Annotated in this window: 15 protein-coding genes; 12 read left to right on the top strand and 3 right to left on the bottom strand. The window is 59.6% G+C overall.

Annotation, left to right across the window (positions count from 1 at the left end; all coding sequences use genetic code 11):
- Window positions 1–70 precede the first annotated feature (70 nt).
- From AAC083_RS07910 to AAC083_RS07875, 8 genes are all read left to right on the top strand, one after another.
- Entirely contained in the window at window positions 71–1,741 is a 1,671-nt protein-coding gene (locus tag AAC083_RS07910) for a sensor histidine kinase (RefSeq protein WP_108536266.1), read from the top strand.
- A complete protein-coding gene (gene btsR, locus AAC083_RS07905) occupies window positions 1,738–2,442 on the top strand; it encodes a two-component system response regulator BtsR (protein WP_108536265.1) in 705 nt (234 codons plus the stop codon). Before AAC083_RS07910 ends, btsR begins: the two co-directional genes overlap by 4 nt.
- Window positions 2,443–2,582: 140 nt before the next feature.
- Window positions 2,583–3,998 (top strand): carbon starvation CstA family protein, encoded by a 1,416-nt coding sequence (locus tag AAC083_RS07900; protein WP_042036743.1) that lies wholly within the window; start codon window positions 2,583–2,585, stop codon window positions 3,996–3,998.
- Window positions 3,999–4,292: 294 nt separating this feature from the next.
- Complete coding sequence (locus tag AAC083_RS07895; RefSeq protein ID WP_042036741.1) at window positions 4,293–4,631, top strand: DUF3302 domain-containing protein; 339 nt, start codon at window positions 4,293–4,295, stop codon at window positions 4,629–4,631.
- A 3-nt stretch (window positions 4,632–4,634) separates the two neighbouring features.
- Window positions 4,635–5,672 (top strand): HlyD family secretion protein, encoded by a 1,038-nt coding sequence (locus AAC083_RS07890; RefSeq protein WP_108536264.1) that lies wholly within the window; start codon window positions 4,635–4,637, stop codon window positions 5,670–5,672.
- A gap of 101 nt (window positions 5,673–5,773) precedes the next feature.
- Window positions 5,774–7,534: a DEAD/DEAH box helicase gene (locus AAC083_RS07885; RefSeq protein WP_108536263.1), complete on the top strand. Its 1,761-nt coding sequence runs from the start codon at window positions 5,774–5,776 to the stop codon at window positions 7,532–7,534.
- Between the two features lie 133 nt (window positions 7,535–7,667).
- Window positions 7,668–9,104 carry a D-alanyl-D-alanine carboxypeptidase/D-alanyl-D-alanine endopeptidase gene (gene dacB / locus AAC083_RS07880; RefSeq protein WP_108536262.1) on the top strand — a complete coding sequence of 479 codons (1,437 nt, stop codon included), beginning with the start codon at window positions 7,668–7,670 and terminating at the stop codon, window positions 9,102–9,104.
- Window positions 9,105–9,281: 177 nt separating this feature from the next.
- Entirely contained in the window at window positions 9,282–9,545 is a 264-nt protein-coding gene (locus tag AAC083_RS07875) for a GrxA family glutaredoxin (RefSeq protein WP_042036732.1), read from the top strand.
- Between the two features lie 60 nt (window positions 9,546–9,605).
- On the opposite strand, the gene AAC083_RS07870 is transcribed toward AAC083_RS07875, so the two are convergent.
- Window positions 9,606–9,818 (bottom strand): DUF1653 domain-containing protein, encoded by a 213-nt coding sequence (locus AAC083_RS07870; RefSeq protein ID WP_108536261.1) that lies wholly within the window; start codon window positions 9,816–9,818, stop codon window positions 9,606–9,608.
- 362 nt (window positions 9,819–10,180) lie between these two features.
- Between AAC083_RS07870 and AAC083_RS07865 the strand changes: the two genes are divergently transcribed.
- On the top strand, window positions 10,181–11,395 hold the full coding sequence (locus AAC083_RS07865; RefSeq protein ID WP_029300366.1) for a pyridoxal phosphate-dependent aminotransferase: 1,215 nt from the start codon (window positions 10,181–10,183) through the stop codon (window positions 11,393–11,395).
- Between the two features lie 194 nt (window positions 11,396–11,589).
- On the opposite strand, the gene fabV is transcribed toward AAC083_RS07865, so the two are convergent.
- Together fabV and AAC083_RS07855 are read right to left on the bottom strand one after the other, a co-directional pair.
- The gene (gene fabV / locus AAC083_RS07860) at window positions 11,590–12,783 is read right to left on the bottom strand and encodes an enoyl-ACP reductase FabV (RefSeq protein ID WP_108536260.1); all 1,194 of its coding nucleotides are present in this window, start codon (window positions 12,781–12,783) and stop codon (window positions 11,590–11,592) included.
- A 225-nt stretch (window positions 12,784–13,008) separates the two neighbouring features.
- Complete coding sequence (locus AAC083_RS07855; protein ID WP_108536259.1) at window positions 13,009–13,905, bottom strand: DMT family transporter; 897 nt, start codon at window positions 13,903–13,905, stop codon at window positions 13,009–13,011.
- 112 nt (window positions 13,906–14,017) lie between these two features.
- Here AAC083_RS07855 and rsxA point away from each other — a divergent pair, with 112 nt between their 5' ends.
- The 3 genes from rsxA to rsxC all read left to right on the top strand — a co-directional run.
- Window positions 14,018–14,599 (top strand): electron transport complex subunit RsxA, encoded by a 582-nt coding sequence (gene rsxA / locus AAC083_RS07850; protein ID WP_042036724.1) that lies wholly within the window; start codon window positions 14,018–14,020, stop codon window positions 14,597–14,599.
- A 4-nt stretch (window positions 14,600–14,603) separates the two neighbouring features.
- A complete protein-coding gene (rsxB, locus tag AAC083_RS07845) occupies window positions 14,604–15,167 on the top strand; it encodes an electron transport complex subunit RsxB (protein ID WP_042036721.1) in 564 nt (187 codons plus the stop codon).
- A 14-nt stretch (window positions 15,168–15,181) separates the two neighbouring features.
- Window positions 15,182–16,780, top strand: a 1,599-nt coding sequence (gene rsxC / locus AAC083_RS07840) for an electron transport complex subunit RsxC (RefSeq protein WP_108536258.1), incomplete at its 3' end; no start/stop codon positions are given.

Genomic DNA, 16,780 nt, shown 5'->3' with positions numbered 1-16,780 from the left:
GAACAAGATCCTGATCACACTTATTCATGACTGCCGCTTTTTTCGGCACGGACTCTGAGGAACGTTTTTTATGCAGTTGGTCCTCTCCCTGCTTCAACAGATGAGCGTCAGTCTGGTGATCGCCTATCTCTTCTCCAAGAGTCCGCTGCTGCGTCCCCTGGCCAACTATTCCGTCAGACTTCCTCACAAGATACTGATATACATTATTTTTTCCAGCTTTTGCATCCTCGGCACCTATGTCGGGCTCGATATCGATGATGCCATCGCCAACACCCGGGCGGTCGGCGCCGTATTGGGGGGGCTGCTGGGGGGCCCGCTGGTGGGCTTTCTGGTAGGGCTGACCGGTGGCCTGCACCGCTACACGCTAGGGGGATTTACCGATCTCGCCTGCGCCATCTCCACCACCCTCGAGGGCTTGCTGGGGGGGCTGGTGCACTGGCGGCTGATGCGCTCCGGGCGGACAGATGCCCTGTTTGAACCGCGTATCGCCTTCTTTACCACCCTCTATGCCGAGATCATGCAGATGCTGATCATCCTGCTGGTGGCCACCCCGTTCGAACAGGCTCTGCTGCTGGTGCGCACCATCGCCACCCCCATGATCCTGGCCAACTCCTGCGGTGCCGCGCTCTTTATCAGCATGATCCGCGACCAGCAGCGGATGTATGAAAAATTCTCCCGGGTCTTCTCCGCCAAAGCGCTCAATATCGCCAATCGCACGGTCGGCATCATGAGCCAGGGCTTTACCCCGGAGGCGAGCCGCAAGATTGCCCGCATCATTCAGGAGGAGACCGGCGTAGGTGCGGTCGCCATCACGGATACTGACAAGATCCTCGCTTTTATCGGCATCGGAGAAGATCACCATCTGCCAGGTACGCCCATCGCGTCAGCCACCACCATGAAGGCCATCACGCACAACAAGGTGCTGTTTGCCGATGGCAACAGCCAGCCCTATCGCTGCAGCCTCTCGCCTGCTTGCCAGCTGGGCTCTGTGCTCGTGATCCCGCTGCAGGGGGACAAGGGGGTGATCGGCACCATCAAGCTGTATGAGCCGAAGAAACGGCTGTTTCTCAAGATCAACCACACCCTGGGGGAAGGGATCGCCAACCTGCTGTCACAGCAACTGCTGGCTGGTCGGCTGGAGCAGCATCAGCGGCTGCTGGTGCAATCGGAGCTCAAGCTGATCCAGGCCCAGATCAACCCCCATTTTTTGTTCAACACCCTCAATACCATCAGTGCCATCACCCGGCGCGATCCCGACAAGGCGCGGGATCTGCTGCTGCACCTGTCGCTGTTCTTTCGCAAGAACCTCAAGCGCCAGAGCGGGCTGGCCACCCTGCAGGAGGAGCAGGAGCACTGCCAGTCTTATCTGGAGATCGAGCTAGCCCGTTTTGGCGACCGATTGACGGTGGTCAACGAGATCCCGCTCCACCTGGCCACCTTGCGCCTGCCAAGCTTCACCCTGCAGCCGCTGATCGAAAATGCCATCAAGCACGGCATCTCGACACTGCTGGAACAGGGGCGCATTCGCCTCTATACCGAGGAACATCCCACCAGTGTCACCATCCATGTGGAAGACAACGCCGGCGCCTGGCAAGAACGGCCCGCCGGTGACGGTCTTGGCATGACCATCGTCGACCGACGGCTCAAGAGCGCCTTTGGCGAACGCTACGGCGTGACCATTGCGTGCGAGCCGGAGCAGTGGACCCGGGTTTCGTTCACCATCCCCAAGGAGCAACCATGATCCGCACCCTGATTGTTGATGACGAACATTACGCCCGCGAGGAGCTGAAACTGCACCTTGCCAGCGATCCCGCCATCGAGATAGTCGGTGAAGCGGCCAACGCCATCGAGGCGCTGCCACTGATCCAGCGGCTCAAACCGGATGTGGTGTTTCTCGACATCCAGATGCCCAAGCTGAGCGGCATGGAACTGGTAGCCATGCTCGATCCCCTGCCCCGCATCGTGTTTGTCACCGCCTTCGACGAGTATGCCATTCAGGCATTTGAGGAGAACGCCTTCGACTACCTGCTCAAACCGGTGGAACCGGCACGGCTGGCCAAGACGCTGGCTCGCCTCAAGCAGGATATCTCCCCGCAGCCGGTCGAGCGGCTGGCCCCCACCATAGAACACATTCCGGGCTATCTGCACAATCGGGTACGGCTGCTGCCGATCGCTCAGGTGGAGTATGCCTTTTCCGATCTCGGCGGCGTCCACGTGGCTTGTCAGGGGGAGCTGTTCCACACCCAGCTCACCCTCAAATCCCTGGAGGAGAAGAGCCTCCTGTTGCGTTGCCACCGCCAGTACCTGGTCTCCCCCAAGGCCATCTTCGAGATCCGGCTGCTGGATAACCAGCTGGCAGAGATCCTCACGCCGAGCGGCGCCCGGGTGCCGGTCAGCCGTCGCTATCTCAAGGAGCTAAAGGATCAACTGGGGCTGGACTGACCCAGGGAATGTGCGCCTGATCACAGCCGCTGACCACTCGGCGCGCCAAAGCGCCACTCGGGAGGTTTCGCCTGCCAGAGAGAAGCAAGCGTTTTAAACTCGCGACGCATACTAAAAAATAACAATGCAGGAGCGTAGTAATGATCTGGTTCTTCCTATGTGTCGGCCTACTTGTCGCCGGCTATTTCATATATGGCAAATTCATCGAGCGGATATTCGGCCCGAAACCCGAGCGCGCCACCCCCGCCATCACCATGGCTGACGGGGTGGACTATGTCCCCATGTCGGACAAAAAAGTCTATCTGGTACAACTGCTTAACATCGCAGGCGTCGGCCCCATCTTCGGTCCCATCCTCGGTGCCCTCTACGGCCCGGTCGCCATGCTGTGGATCGTGTTTGGCTGCATCTTCGCCGGCGCAGTACACGACTACTTCTCCGGCATGCTGTCGGTGCGCGCCAAGGGCGCTTCGGTACCAACCGTGGTCGGCGAGCATCTGGGCACCGTCGCCAAGCACTTCATGAACCTGTTTGCCGTGGTACTGCTGATGCTGGTTGGCGTGGTGTTCGTGCTGAGCCCGGCAGGCTTGCTCGCCAACCTCACCTCCACCGATATGGTCTACTGGATTGTGGCGATTTTTGCCTACTACATCCTGGCGACCATAGTCCCTATCGACAAGATCATCGGCCGCTTCTACCCCATCTTCGGCGCCCTGCTGGTGTTCATGTCAGTCGGCCTTATCATTGGTCTGATTGTCTCCGGCAAAGGCTTCTACAACACAGGGATGGACTTCTCCAACCTGCACCCGACCGAGTTGCCGCTGTGGCCGCTGCTGTTCATCACCATCGCCTGTGGCGCGGTATCGGGCTTTCACGCCACCCAGTCACCGCTGATGGCTCGCTGCATGCAGAACGAAAAGTCCGGTCGCTTCATCTTCTACGGCGCAATGATCGGTGAAGGGATCATCGCTCTCATCTGGTGTACCCTGGGTCTCTCCTTCTACGACAGCACCGAAGCGCTCAACGCCACCATGGCCAACGGCGGCCCGGCGGCTGTGGTACATGAAGTCTCCACCAGCCTGCTCGGCACCGTGGGCGGCATCCTCGCCATCCTCGGCGTGGTGATCCTGCCCATCACCTCTGGCGATACCGCGTTTCGCAGTGCTCGCCTGATCGTGGCGGACTTCCTCAAGATGACCCAGAGGCCGCTGGTCAAGCGTCTGCTGATCGCCATCCCCATGTTCATCCTTGGTTTCATCATCTCCAAGGCCGAGTTCGGGGTGATCTGGCGCTACTTTGGCTGGGCCAACCAGACCACGGCCGTCATCATGCTGTGGACTGCGGCGGCCTATCTGGCCAAAGAAGGCAAGCTGCACTGGGTCTGCACCATCCCTGCCATGTTTATGACCGCCGTGGTGTTTACCTATCTGGCCAACGCCCCCATAGGCTTCGGGTTGGAAATGGGCATCTCCACCATCATAGGCCTCATATGCACCCTGGTGACGACGGTGGCCTTCCTGGTGAAATTCAGACCGGCACTGGTGAGCAGCACCAGCTAACGTTGACCGATTCAAACACTGAAACAAAGGGAGCCATTTAGGCTCCCTTTTCATTACTCATTTCACGCCAGTGGTGTCATACTTCTCCAGTAAGTCATTGTCATCGATAGGACTTTTTTGGACTTGCGACGTATGGCACACCATACTGTTTGACGACTTCAGACTCACTTAAGCTCCAGTACAACAATGTTGCTTAAGATGCCGTCCTCAAAACCGATAAACGTGTGATTCCCCATTGCTTTATAAAAAATGGAATCCAATGATTGGTTGTATATCAAACCTCTGGAGACCCCCATGTTCCTTGATTATTTTGCCCTTGGCCTGCTCATCTTTGTCGGGCTGGTCATTTTTTACGGAGTCATCGTGATCCACGATATTCCTTATGAAATAGCCAAACACCGCCAGCACCCTCATCAGGATGCCATTCACGTTGCAGGTTGGGTCAGTCTGTTTACCCTGCATGTACTCTGGCCATTCCTCTGGATCTGGGCCACCCTCTATCGCCCCGAGCGGGGATGGGGCTTCAACCAGCGCCTTCAGCAAGATGAGGACGAGATACAACTGCTCAAGCAGGAGCTAACCGATCTCAAAACGCGCATCCATACCATCGAACAGACTGAACAACAGGGATAAATCATGGACCTGCTACTGATCCTGACCTACACAGCACTGTGCGTGGCCGTGTTCAAGATTTTCCGCATTCCGCTCAACAAGTGGACCGTCCCCACCGCAGCACTGGGTGGCGTGGTGCTCATCGGCACCCTGATCATGCTGATGAACTACAACCACCCCTACTCCGAGATGGCGCGCAACTACTACGTCTCCACCCCCATAGTGCCGCTGGTCAAGGGCAGGGTCGTTGAGGTTCCGGTGCAGGCCAACCAGCCGGTGAAAAAAGGGGATGTGCTGTTTCGCATCGATGACGAGCCGTTTCGCCTGAAAGTGGAGAGCCTTACCGCACGGGTCGAATCCAACCGCGAGCACCTCAAGTCCATTGAGGCGAGACTGCGCTCAGCCAAGCTGGATCGGGATCGCGCCAAAGAGCTGATGCAACGCAATGTAGGCAAACAGCGAGATTTGGATGTCAGCCAGGCCAACGTAGACGATATCGTGGCCCAGATTGACCAGCAGAAAGCCACCCTGAACGATCTGCAAGCCCAGCTGCTGGAAGCCAAGTATCAGCTGGCCCAAACCGTGGTCTATGCCCCGAGTGATGGCCATGTGGTACAACTGGCCCTGCGCCCCGGCATGATCGCCACCCCCTTCATGTACCGTCCGGTGATGACCTTCATCCACCAGAACGATACCGCCTATGTGGGCTGGTTCTGGCAGAACAGCATGCAGCGTCTGGCCATCGGCGACGAGGCGGAAGTGGTGATCGATGGCGTGCCCGGCAAGATCTTCAAGGGCAAGGTGACGGCAGTGGTTCCGGCCATTGCCGCCGGTAACGTACAGGCCAACCTGGGACTACTGGATCAGAGCACGGCAGTGCGTCCGGGTCGGCTGCCGGTGGTCATCTCCATCACTGACCCCGAGTGGGCCAAGTATCAGGTGATTGCAGGCTCCAGTGGGCAGGCCGCTGTCTACACCCACTACTTCCACCATGTCTCCGTGATGCGGAAAATACTGCTGCGCATGGCGAGCTGGATGAACTATATCTTCCCGTTCCATTAATCAGCACAATCCCTCCCAGCGGGCCGGCATCATGCCGGCCCGCTATTTTTGTGGCGCCAAGACCCCTATAATGGCGCCATCCTGCACCACAGCCGTTCCCCATGTTCGTTCTCAGACCCTATCAAACCGACGCCGTCAATGCCGTGATCAGCCACTTTCGCAAGCACCCGGATCCCGCCGTGGTAGTGCTGCCCACCGGTGCCGGCAAGAGTCTGGTGATCGCCGAGCTGGCCCGCAAGGCCCGTGGCCGCGTGCTGGTGCTGGCCCACGTCAAGGAGCTGGTGGAGCAGAACCACGCCAAGTACGAGGCGTGGGGGCTCAAGGCCGATATCTTCGCCGCCGGGCTGGATCGCAAGGAGGCGAGCGCGCAGGTGGTGTTTGGCTCGGTGCAGTCGGTCGCCCGCAATCTGGCGGCCTTCGACGGCGCTTTCTCGCTGCTCATCATCGACGAGTGTCATCGGGTTTCGCTGGATGACGACAGCCAGTACCATCAGGTGATCGAGCATCTCAAGGCCGCCAATCCGGCCCTCAAAATTCTGGGTCTCACCGCCACCCCCTATCGGCTGGGGCTGGGCTGGATCTACCGGCGCCACTACCATGGCATGGTGAAGAGTCACGGCGAGCGACTGTTTGGCGACTGCGTGTTCGAGCTGCCCCTGCGCTTCATGGTGAAAAACGGCTACCTGACGCCACCCCGTCTCGTCGATGCCCCCATCGTCCACTACGACTTCAGCAAGCTGGTGGCGCGGGAGAACGGCCTGTTCAGCGAGGCGGATCTCAATGGCGAGCTCAAACGCCAGCAGCGGGTTACCCCTCATATCCTGAGCCAGGTGCTGGAATACGCCACCGACCGGCAAGGGGTGATGATCTTCGCCGCCACCGTCGAGCATGCCAGCGAAGTCCACGGCCTGCTCGGAGCCAAAGGGGAGCAAGCGGCCCTGATCACCGGCGAGACGCCGGGCCCGGAGCGCAACGCCCTGATCCATGCCTTCAAGGCGCGAGAGCTCAAGTTTTTGGTCAATGTGGCCGTGCTCACCACCGGCTTCGATGCTCCCCACGTGGATCTCATCGTCATGCTGCGGCCTACCGAGTCGGTCTCGCTCTATCAACAGATCGTCGGCCGCGGCCTGCGCCTCTCGCCGGACAAGAGCGATTGTCTGGTGCTCGACTATGCGGGCAACAACTTCAATCTGTTTGCCCCCGAGGTGGGGGAGCCCAGGCCTCACGCCGGCACCGAGCCGGTGCAGGTGCCCTGCCCCGCCTGCGGCTTTGCCAACACCTTCTGGGGTAAAACCGATGAGGATGGCAAGGTGATTGAGCACTACGGTCGCCGCTGTCAGGGCTTGTTTGAAGATGATGAGGGCAACCGCGAGGAGTGCGACTACCGCTTTCGGTCAAAAATTTGCCCCGCCTGCGGCGCCGAAAACGACATCGCCGCCCGCCGCTGCCAAAGCTGCGATCAGCTACTGGTGGATCCGGACGACAAGCTGAAAGAAGCCCTCAATCTCAAGGATTGCATGGTCATTCGCTGCGCGGGGCTGACCCTCACCGCAGGGCGCGGCAAACAGGGGGAACGGCTGGAGGTGACCTACCACGATGAGGATGGTCTGACCCTGAGTGAATACTTCGGTTTTCACTCCCCGGGCGCACAACGCTTGTTTCAACAGCGCTTTGTGCGTCATCATTGGCCCGCCCCGGGGCTGGAGCCCGAATTCACCACCCTGGCGAGCGTGCTGGCCGCGCAAAGTCAGTTCCGTCATCCGGATTTTGTCATCGCCCGTAAATCGGGCCGTTTTTGGCAGATAAAAGAGAAGATTTTTGATTATGACGGCCGCTATCGCACCGCCAACTCGATGGCGTGATAGTCACTGGCGACCGGCATAAATAGCATGAATTGCGTTACTCCCGTCGATTTCGCATCGACGGGTAACACAAGGTTGAATTATCAGGGTCGGCATCGCACTGCCGACACCCTTCGTCACGTTAGAGGATCTTATGCAGCGGCTGTTGATTGGTTTTTGTGCTCTCTTTTCTCTGGCGGCTCAGGCCGCCCCGCTGACGCCCCCTCAGGGTGGCCAGTACGCCATCATAGTGCAGGGCAATAACGGCGTTGAGTTTGCCCGTCATGCGGATCAGATGATCGCCCCCGCCTCCACCATGAAGGTGCTTACCGCATTGGCCGCCCGCCTCGAGCTCGGGGCAGATTTTCGCTTTGCCACCGACATTCAGGCCCAGCCGGGCGCCAAACAGGGTGACGCTATCAACGGCGACATCTGGATCAACTTCGTCGGCGATCCCACCCTCTCCCGAATGGACCTGCTGGCGCTGTTCAAACAGCTCGGCGTCACCCGCATCAAGGGCAATGTCTACGTCAACACCGGCGCCTACAACGGCTACGAGCGCGGCAACGGCTGGTCGTGGGGAGATCAGACCCTCTGCTTCGCTGCCCCTGTATCGTCGGTCATCATCGACAAAAACTGCGCCTATGGCACCATCACCGCTACCCAGATTGGCAAACCCGCCACCGGCAATGTGGCCACCGGCGTGGCCATCGGCATCGGTACCGACAACGTAGAAGTGATGAGCTACGGCGACATGGCGCGCCAGTTCTGCGCGCTGGAAGTGGACATGGCCAAGGGCAACTTCTACGAGCTCAAGGGCTGTATTACCCCGAACAAGGAGCCTCAGGGTCTGCGTTTCGCCATCCATGACGTGGAAGCCTGGGGCTGGGACAACATCCGCTGGGCGATGAACCGGGCCGGCATCAAGCACGAGGGGCTGCTGCGAGTGACCCACAAGGCACCGATCGGCGCCGAGACGCTGGGCACCCACTATTCGGTCTCATTGCCCATCATGCTCTCCAAGATGCTGAAAAAGTCGGACAACCTCTACGCCGACACCTTCCTCAAAACCGTGGGCCGTCACTACTACAACAAGCCGGGCAGCTATCGCAGCGGCACCATGGCAGTGCGTGCCATCCTGACCAAAAACGGTATCGATCTGGGCAACGCCACCCTGGCCGACGGCTCGGGGCTCTCGGCCCACAACCTCATCAGCGCCCGCCAGATGCTGTCAGTGCTCAACTTCATCCAGAAAAACGATGCCGAACTCGGTCTCATCAAGTTGCTGCCCAGCTCTCAGGTGGATGGCACCTTGGCTTGGCGGCGCAGTGTCACCGCCCCCATGATGAAAAACAAGGTGCATGCCAAAACCGGCACCATCACCGGCACCTCCAATCTGGCCGGCTTCATCGATACAGCCGGGGGTCAGCGCAAGGCCTTCGTGATGTTCCAGCGCGGCCTGTCGCAGGATCCCGCCACCCACGAGCGCTACCGTGCCAGCAAGGCCGCCTGGCCATGGACAGTGTTCGAGAAAGGGGTGCTTGAGAGCATCTATCAACAGCAGCCGATCCAGATTGCCGAGCCGCAGTGAGCGGCTGAGAATCGGGTGGCAACCATCGCCATATCGCCGACCCGCGATGCGGTAATAGGCCCACTCGAATCACGGTATCGATAATTTCGGCTTCAAGTCGCCACGAGGCATGGCTATGCTGTTGCCGGCCTCATATCAACGGCCATACAAAAACGGCTTAAAGAACGGAGAATAAATATGTTTGCAGTGATTTTTGGTCGCCCGGGTTGCCCCTACTGTGTCCGTGCCGTACAGGTCGCCGAGCAGCTGACCGAGCAGCGCGATGACTTCAAATTCCGCTACGTGGACATCCACGCCGAAGGCATCACCAAAGAAGATCTGGCCAAGAGCGCCGGCAAGCCGGTCAATACAGTGCCGCAAATCTTCCTGGACGAGCAGCACCTTGGTGGCTGCACCGATTTCGAAGCCTATGCCAAAGAGAACCTGGGTCTCTACCAGTAAGCTCCCCCACATGGGAAAAAGGCGCCTGATGGCGCCTTTTTTGATGGTGCAAACCGCCGTTTAGCCCTCGGTCGGGGTGAAGCGGCTCACCACCTGCCCCTGATGCTCGATCCACTCCATGAACAGGGCGACAGGACGGGCATAGACAACCCCATCCTGCTCGGATTGATAGATCACCAGCGGCTCCCGGGTTTCGGTGTGCAGGGCCAGGGTGAGCACCTGATAAAACCCTCCCTTGAAGTGGCGATAACGGCCGGGCGCGGGTGCGTGCATGGAAATACCTCAACAGATGACCACAATGGGCCCATCAACGACGCGCCAAGGCGCCACACAGGAGACAAGCCACGACTTTTTATCGCAAGCCAATCGTGCCATTGGATGCGAATATTTCAACACAGTTGGGCAACTTTGTTAATCAGCCCCTCATCTTTCACTAGTGAACCTCGGCTCACACAAACGATTGTGCTGAATTTAACGTTTCAGCAACCCTGTTTGAAGGCTAAAAATCAGGGAATTCTACTAATAATAAGATTGTTCTAGCATTCAATTCTGTGAAGAATAGAGGAAAAGAAATTTGATACTAAAAATCGCCTTTTTCGCCAACGCGTCCCCACGGGGAAGGAAGCACACTCACCATGTTCACTATCGACAAGTCGCACAAGCTCGACGATGTCTGCTATGACATTCGCGGCCCGGTGCATAAAGAGGCTCGCCGTCTCGAAGACGAAGGCCACCGCATTATCAAGCTCAATATCGGCAACCCGGCCCCGTTCGGTTTCGATGCGCCGGAAGAGATCATCAAGGATGTGATCCTCAACATGCCGCTGAGTCAGGGCTACTGCGATTCCAAGGGGCTCTTCTCGGCCCGCAAGGCGGTGATGCAGTACTACCAGCAAAAAGGGATGCGCAAGGTCGATATCGATGATATCTACATCGGCAATGGCGCGAGCGAACTGATCGTGATGGCGATGCAGGCGCTGCTCAACAACGGCGACGAGATGCTGGTGCCCTCCCCCGACTACCCGCTCTGGACTGCCGCCGTCACCCTCTCCGGTGGCCATGCGGTGCACTATCGCTGCGACGAAGGCGCCGACTGGTATCCGGATCTCGACGATATCCGCGCCCGTATCACGCCGCGCACCCGCGGCCTGGTGCTGATCAACCCCAACAACCCGACCGGCGCCGTCTACGGCAGCGAGTTTCTGCTGGAGGTCATCGAGATCGCCCGCCAGCACAACCTCATCATTTTCGCCGACGAGATCTATGACAAGATCCTCTACGACGACATCTCTCACACCAGCGTCTGCACCCTGTGTGACGATGTGATGGTGGTGACCTTCAACGGCCTCTCCAAGGCCTACCGTGCCTGTGGCTTCCGTCAGGGCTGGATGGTCATTACCGGTCCCAAGGGCCGTGCCAAGGGGTATATCGAGGGGCTGGAGATGCTGGCCTCCATGCGGCTGTGTGCCAACGTGCCGATGCAGCACGCCATCCAGACCGCGCTCGGTGGCTACCAGAGCATCAACGAGCTGATCCTGCCGGGCGGCCGCCTGCGCCGTCAGCGCGACAAGGCGTGGGAGCTGCTCAACGAGATCCCCGGGGTCTCCTGCGTCAAGCCCAAGGGGGCGCTCTACATGTTCCCGCGCCTGGATCCCAAGGTGTATGACATTCGCGATGACCAGAAGATGGTGTTCGACCTGCTGCAGCAAGAGAAACTGCTGCTGGTGCAGGGCACCGGCTTCAACTGGCCGGCGCCGGATCACTTCCGGCTGGTGTTCCTGCCCCGTGAAGAGGAGCTGGAAGAGGCCATTGGCCGCCTCGCCCGCTTCCTCAAGGGTTACAAGCAGTAAGCACAACGCATCGCAACAAAAAGGCTCCTTTGGAGCCTTTTTCATCTTGCGCGCCATGATGATGGCAACCAATGTGGCGCTATCCCTCTCACGACCATAGTGCGAGGCAACCACGCCACCGCCACACCATTGCGTTGATAAAAAAAGCCCCCTCTTTTTCCAAAGAGGGGGCCCTGTTTTCGCTTGCGTCAGGATCAGAGCTCGACCACGTCGAATGTCACGTCCGGGTTGACATCCGCCTCGTAATCCACCTCGGCCAGACCGAAACCGAACAGGCGCAGGAACTCCTGCTTGTAGCCGGTGTAGTCGGTCAGATCGGAGAGATTCTCGCTGGTGATGGAGGGCCACAGATCGCGGCAGGTCTGCTGCACGTCATCACGCAGTTCCCAGTCATCCATACGGATGCGGGCCTGCTCGTCCAGTACCAACGCCTCCCCATAGAGACGGGTGCGCATCATGCGATCCACCTGCTCCATGCAGCCCTCGTGAATGCCCTTCTCTTTCATGATCTTGAAGGCCATGGAGATATAGAGCGGCATCACCGGAATGGCGGAAGAGGCCTGGGTCACCACGGATTTCAGCACGGCCACGTGGGCGGTGCCGCCCTTGGCAGCCAGATCGCCACGGATGGCGGTAGCGGCGCGGTCCAGATCTTCCTTGGCGCGGCCCAGAGTGCCATGCCAGTAGATGGGCCAGGTCAGATCGGTGCCGATGTAGGAGTAAGCGACGGACTTGGCGCCGTCGGCCAGCACACCCGCGTCACGCAGGGCCGCCATCCACAGCTCCCAATCCTGACCGCCCATGACGGTGATGGTGTTCTGGATCTCTTCCTCGTTCGCCGGCTCGACGGTGGCGGTGATGATCTGATCCTTGTTGGTATCGATGGCGGTGGTGGTATAGACCTCACCGATCGGTTTGAGGGCAGAACGCACGACTTCACCGGTTTGTGGCATCTTGCGCACTGGTGAGGCCAGGGAGTAGACCACCAGATCAATTTGACCCAGATCGGCCTTGATGAGCTCGATCACCTTGGCGCGGCACTCGTTGGAGAAGGCATCGCCGTTGACGCTTTTCGCATACAAACCCGCCTCTTTGGCGGCCTTGTCGAAGGCGGCTGAGTTGTACCAACCGGCGGAGCCCGTCTTGGTCTCGCTGCTCGGCTTTTCGAAGAAGACGCCAATGGTGGCAGCGCCGCTACCAAAGGCAGTGGCAATCCGGGAGGCCAGACCATAACCGGTGGAGGCGCCTATCACCAGCACCCGCTTGGGGCCATTGGCAATCATGCCCTGCTCTTGGGTGTAAGCGATCTGGCGACGAACATTGGCCTCACAGCCAACCGGGTGAGTGGTGGTGCAGATAAAGCCGCGAACCTTGGGTTTGATAATCATATGGGGGTCTCGGATCCGTTAAATGGATGAAATCGGTGCATAAGATACCTCATCTTGCCGTGATAGGGTGCTCTGATGTGTTGAACTGCGGGGAAAATGAACAGATTCACGGCCCCGCACGGCCAAAACCGGGCTGGCCCCGGGGCGCGGCTTTGCCGTGGTGGCGGACGAAGTGCAGCAACTGGCCGCCAAAAGCGCCAGCGCGTCCCGGTAGCGCGGGACAGATCAGCTGTCGGCGATAACAGGCTCGCGTACCTTGCGCCGAGCAGGCAGTTGCCCAACAGCAATACCCCGCAGAACGGCGCCACAGGCAAGCCACTGCAGCGACGTCAGGGTTTCACCGAGCAGCAGATAAGCCAGCAACAGGGTAAACACCGGGATGAGGTTCACATAGGCCGCCGCCAGCGTCACCTTGACCTGGGTCACCGACCAGTTGTAAAGCAAGTAGGCCCCGAGCGTCACAAAGGCACCGAGGAAGACGATGACCACCATGTCCTGCCAGGCCCAGGCCGTCGGCCAGGGCTCGCGGAAAGCGAAGGGGGCAAAGAAGAGGGTACCGATAAACGCCTGCAACGCGGTCAGGGTCAGCACGCTGTAACGACTGGAGAGCTTCTTGAATACCACTGAATAGGTGGCGGCGCACAGCATGGCCCCCATCTCCAGGCTATTACCGAGCAGGGCGTTGGGGGCAAACTCGTCCACTCCGCTGCTCAGCCCCAGCAGGGCGATGCCGACGATGGCGATGGCAAACCCGAGCAACTGGCGGCGACTGACCCGCTCCCTGAGCAGCACAAAGGCAACCAGGGCCACGATGAGCGGTAACATGGCACAAACCATGCCCGCCTGCCCGGCACTGGTGTAGCGCAGGGCATTCACCTCCAGCAGGAAATAGAGGCAGGGCTCCAGTCCCCCCATCAGGGCCAGCCAGCGCCAATCCCCCTTTTGATAGGTGAAATTGCCCAGATAGCGGTAACAAAGCAGCCAGCAGAGCGCGGCCACACTCATGCGCATGAACAGCACCTGACCGAAGCCCCAGATCCCCAACACGTGCTTGAGGGCGATAAAGGAGCTGGACCAGAGCAGCATTGCCAGGGTCAGGGTAAAAATGGGTAAAGGGCGCACATTTCCTCCATGAAATTGGCCATTTGAATAATAACCATGCGGCCTTGCGGTTGTTTAAGGAGACCTAAAATCAGATAATACCGCCGCCTTCAAACCGGATAACCCATCTCCCATGACTGAGTACCTGCTTTTATTGGTCAGTACTGTGCTGATTAACAACTTCGTTCTGGTGAAGTTTCTCGGCCTGTGTCCCTTTATGGGCGTCTCCGGCAAGCTGGAGACCGCCGTCGGCATGGGGCTGGCGACCACCTTCGTGATGACGCTGGCCAGCGCCAGTTCCTATCTGATGGAACACTATATCCTGATCCCGCTGAACATCGCCTACCTGCGCACCCTTGCTTTCATTCTTGTGATCGCCGTCGTAGTGCAGTTCACCGAGATGGTTATCCGCAAGAGCAGCCCGACCCTCTATCGCCTGCTTGGCATCTTCCTGCCGCTCATCACCACCAACTGTGCCGTGCTGGGCGTGGCGCTGCTGAGCATCAACGAGCGTCACAACTTCCTTCAGAGCATCATCTACGGGTTTGGCGCAGCGGCAGGCTTCTCGCTGGTACTGATACTGTTTGCCGCCATGCGTGAACGCTTGGTGGCAGCTGACGTTCCCACTCCGTTTCGCGGGGTGTCGATTGCCATGATCACCGCCGGCCTGATGTCGCTGGCCTTTATGGGCTTTACCGGCCTAATCAAGATATAGCGCTATGACTCACATACTCTTTGCCGTTCTGGTGTTGGCTTTGCTGGCCCTGGCCTTCGGCATCATTCTGGGCTTTGCCGCCGTCAAGTTTCATGTAGAAGCCGATCCTATCGTCGATCAGCTCGATGCCCTGTTGCCACAGACCCAGTGCGGCCAGTGCGGCTACCCTGGCTGCAAACCTTATGCCGAGGCGCTGGCCAATGGCGATCAGATCAACAAGTGTGTGCCCGGTGGCGATGCCGCCATGCGCAAGATAGCGGATCTGATGGGGGTAGAACCCCAACCGCTGGGCAGTGCAGAGACCGCCATCCCGGTCAAGAAAGTCGCCTTCATCCATGAAGATCAATGCATTGGCTGCACCAAGTGCATCCAGGCCTGTCCGGTCGATGCCATCGTCGGTGCCACCAAGGCGATGCACACCGTCATCACCGACGAGTGCACCGGCTGCGATCTCTGTGTCGATCCCTGCCCGACCGACTGTATCGAGATGGTCCCGGTGCCGACCACGGTCGACAACTGGAAGTGGGATCTGGCCAAGGTCGCCATTCCGGTCAAGATAGTGGAATAAACAGCGGAGTAACCATGCAGCATCTGCTCGAACGCATCAAAGCCGGCACTCTGTGGGATTTTCACGGCGGCATTCACCCTCCCGAGAACAAGCACCAATCCAGCCTGACCCCGGTGGTGGACGCGGGTCTGCCGCCCCAGCTCATCATTCCGGTGCGCCAGCATGCAGGTCCGTCTGGCGATCTGCTGGTACAGGTCGGCGACAAGGTCAAAAAAGGTCAGCCGCTGACCCGCTACGACAAGGGGCGCATCGTGCCGGTGCACGCCTCCACCTCGGGCACCATCACGGCCATCGGCCACCACACGGTAGCGCACCCCTCCGGCCTCGATGATCTCTGCATCACGCTCACCCCGGATGGGGAAGATGCCTGGGGTGAGCGGCAGGGCCGCAGCGACTACTGGAATCTGGAGCGGGGCGAGCTGCTGGAACGCATCCAGCAGGCCGGCATTGCGGGCCTCGGCGGCGCCGTGTTCCCGACCCACAGCAAGCTGGACGGTCGCGGTCAGCTGACCGAGATCCTCATCGTCAACGGGCTGGAGTGCGAACCCTATATCAGCACCGACGATCGACTGATGCAGGAGTATGCCGACGAAATCATGGACGGCATCCGGGTGCTCAAGCATCTGCTCAAGCCCAAGCTGACCCTGATCGGGGTGGAAGACAACAAACCCGCCGCCATCGGCGAGCTGACCCGTCACGCCACCGATGAGGATGTGCTGGTCAAGACGGTGCCGACCAAGTACCCCTCGGGCGGTGCCAAGCAGACCATAGAGCTGCTTACCGGCCGTCAGGTACCCAAGGGAGGCCGGGCGGTGGACATGGGCATCATGGTACTCAACGTGGCCACCGTGTTCGCCATCAAGCGCGCCATCCTCGACGGCGAGCCGCTCATCTCCCGCATCGTCACCCTCACCGGCGATGCCTTCAAGAAGCCGGGCAACGCCTGGGTACTGCTGGGCACACCAGTGCGCTGGCTGTTGCAGCGTTTCGAGCTGCAACCCGAGGCGGACCAGCGGGTCATCATGGGGGGCCCCATGATGGGTTTCACCCTGCCCCACGCCATGGTCCCCGTGGTCAAGGCCACCAACTGCCTGCTCTCCCCGACCCGGGCCGAGCTGCCGCCCGCCGGTCCCGAGCAAGCCTGCATCCGTTGCAGCGCCTGTGCCGATGCCTGCCCGGCCACTTTGCTGCCCCAGGAGCTCTATTGGTACAGCCGCGCCAAAGAATACGACAAGGCAGAAGCGCTCAGTCTGTTCGACTGTATCGAGTGCGGCGCTTGCGCCTGGGTCTGCCCGAGCGAGATCCCGCTGGTGCAGTACTACAAGATTGCCAAGGATGATATTCGCGAGGCGCGTGCCGAGGCAGAAAAAGCCGAGCGTGCCAAACAGCGTTTCGAGGCCAAGCAGGCCCGGTTCGAGCGGGAAAAAGCCGCCCGCGAGGCTCGTCACGCCGAGGCGGCAGCCCAGCGCCGCCAGGCCATGACAGCAGCTGGAGGCGAAGACCCGGTCGCAGCAGCCCTGGCCCGCATCAAGGCCAAGCAGGAGACGACCGCCAGCACAGCGGCTGAGCAGCCCGACAACAGCGCCATGATCGCCGCCCGCGAAGCACGCAAG

The organism is Aeromonas sp. HMWF014 (assembly GCF_963878295.1).
GTDB lineage: Bacteria > Pseudomonadota > Gammaproteobacteria > Enterobacterales > Aeromonadaceae > Aeromonas > Aeromonas popoffii.
The sequence above is the reverse complement of the archived record's forward strand: the minus strand, read 5'-3'. Positions and strand labels throughout refer to the sequence as shown.